Below are 330 nucleotides of genomic sequence, written 5' to 3'. Positions count from 1 at the left end.
ACCAGCGATGGTACGGACAGCAGCGTCAAGATCAGCTGCAGTTAAATCTGCATTCTTAGTCTTAACGATGTCTTCTAGTTGTGCACGGTCAACTTTACCAACTTTAGCAGTGTTCGGTGTACCTGAACCTTTAGCAATACCAGCAGCCTTACGTAGTAAGTATGCAGCTGGTGGTGACTTCATGATGAAGGTAAAAGATTTGTCGCTGTATACTGTGATCTCAGTTGGGATCGGTAGACCTGGCTCTTGGCCTGAGGTCGCAGCGTTAAATTCTTTACAGAACGCCATGATGTTCACGCCTTTTTGACCCAAAGCTGGACCAATAGGTGG

General features: G+C 46.7%; 1 protein-coding gene. It reads right to left on the bottom strand.

All coding sequences use genetic code 11. The features are described from left to right. The coding region (rplK, locus tag SB725_RS30505; protein ID WP_410923075.1) for a 50S ribosomal protein L11 at window positions 1–330 on the bottom strand (330 nt) is incomplete at both ends.

Source organism: Pseudomonas sp. SIMBA_041, assembly GCF_046535095.1.
GTDB classification, from domain to species: Bacteria; Pseudomonadota; Gammaproteobacteria; order Pseudomonadales; family Pseudomonadaceae; genus Aquipseudomonas; species Aquipseudomonas mucoides.
Note: the sequence above shows the minus strand (reverse complement) of the source record. Positions and strands in the feature narration are given on the sequence as shown.